Consider the following 1710-nt stretch of genomic DNA (forward strand, 5'->3'; position numbering starts at 1 on the left):
CGACGATCCACGGCAGCTGCTCGCCGAGCAGCACGAAGATGATGCCGTTGAGCGAGAACTGCACCGTGTCCCAGACCGCCGCGCGCTGCACCCGCGTGGTCGCCAGCGCGCGACCGCTGAGCTCGACGTAGCTCATCGTGATGCCGGCCGCGACCGCGGCGAGGATGCCCGACGCGCCGATCTGCTCGGCCAGCAGGTAGGCGCCGAACGGCGTCAGCAGGCTGATCAGGATCGGCGTGCCCGCCTCCTCGCCGAACACGCGCGAGACCAGCGCATGCCCCCGGTTGACCGCCACCGTGACCGCCACGCCCACCGCGGCGCCCGCCAGCGCCACCCACAGGAACGTCAGCGAGGCCGACAGCAGCGAGAAACTACCGGTCAGCGCCGCGGCCACCGCGAAGCGGAAGCACACCAGGCCCGAGGCGTCGTTGAGCAGCGATTCGCCCTCCAGGATGTGCATCACCCGCGACGGGATCGGCGCGCGCGCGGCGATCGACGAGACTGCGACCGGATCGGTCGGCGAGAGGATCGCCGCCAGCGCGAACGCCACCGCCAGCGGCATCGCCGGGATCATCCAGTGGATCAGCAGCCCGGCGCCGAGCACGGTGAACACCACCAGGCCCAGCGCCAGCTGCAGGATCACGCCGCGGTCGCGGAACAGCCCGTTCTTGGGAATGCGCCAGCCGTCGAGGAACAGCAGCGGGGGCAGGAACAGCACGAAGAACAGGTGCGGATCGAGCGTCACGCCGCGCCCGAACACGCCGGCGATCGTCGCGCCCAGTGCGATCTGCACCACCGGCAGCGGCAACGGCAGCCAGCGCTGCAGCACGCGGGTCAGGTAGCCGCTGGCGACGACCGCCAGCAGCATCACCAGGACGACTTCGATCGAATGCATGGGGCGGTCAGCGGCTCGTGGCGCAGGAGTCCTCCACGATAACGCCGTCCGCGGACACGGCATATCCGGGATCGGGGGAAAGCGGACGTCACGACACCGGAATCGTCCAGGCGGGAAGCAGGTACCGGCCGGGACACCGCCGCCACCGAAGCGACGGCACCGGACGCCCGTACTCCTACCGCCGCTTGTCGGACTTGGGCAAGCACCAGGCGAGCGACGCTGCTACGACGTCCCCCAACCCCACCAGCCCCTAGAATCGGGTGTCCCCCACCCCGCTGTGCCTCGACGATGACCAACCCGCTGCTCGACTTCTCCGGCCTGCCCCGTTTCGACGCCATCGCACCCGCGCACGTCCAGCCCGCGATCGATGCGCTCGTCGCCGAGGCCGAAGCCGCGCTGGCGGTCGCCGGCCGCACGCAGCCCGTGGGCTGGGAGCAGGTCGTCGTCCCGCTCGACGATGCGACCGAACGTCTCGCGCGCGCCTGGAACCAGGTCTCGCACCTCAACGCCGTCGTCAACACGCCCGAGCTGCGCGCCGCCTACAACGCGGCCCTGCCGAAGGTCACCGCGTTCTTCAACGCGCTCGCCCAGGACGAGGCGCTGTACGTCCAGCACCGCCGCCTGTCCGACGCCGCCGACGCGCTCGGCCTCGATCCGCTGCGCCGGCGCGTCGTCGCGCACGCGCTGCGCGACTTCCGTCTCGGCGGCGCCGCGCTCGATCCGGCGGACAAGGCGCGGCTGTCCGACGTGCGCCAGGAACTGGCCGCGCTGTCGGCGCGGTTCTCCGAGCACGTCCTCGATGCGACCGACGCGTT

1 protein-coding gene and 1 pseudogene are annotated in these 1710 nt (G+C 71.5%); one reads left to right on the forward strand and one right to left on the reverse strand.

The genetic code is table 11. The annotated features are described in order from the left end of the window. Positions 1–895: sodium:proton antiporter (locus WQ56_RS17440; protein WP_047138398.1), on the reverse strand; the 895-nt coding region annotated here is incomplete at its 3' end. A gap of 288 nt (positions 896–1183) precedes the next feature. On the opposite strand from WQ56_RS17440, the pseudogene WQ56_RS17445 reads away from it, so the two are divergent. After that, positions 1184–1710: pseudogene (locus WQ56_RS17445) on the forward strand (oligopeptidase A); the annotation flags it as partial.

It is taken from the genome of Luteimonas sp. FCS-9 (assembly GCF_001014645.1).
Taxonomy (GTDB): domain Bacteria; phylum Pseudomonadota; class Gammaproteobacteria; order Xanthomonadales; family Xanthomonadaceae; genus Luteimonas.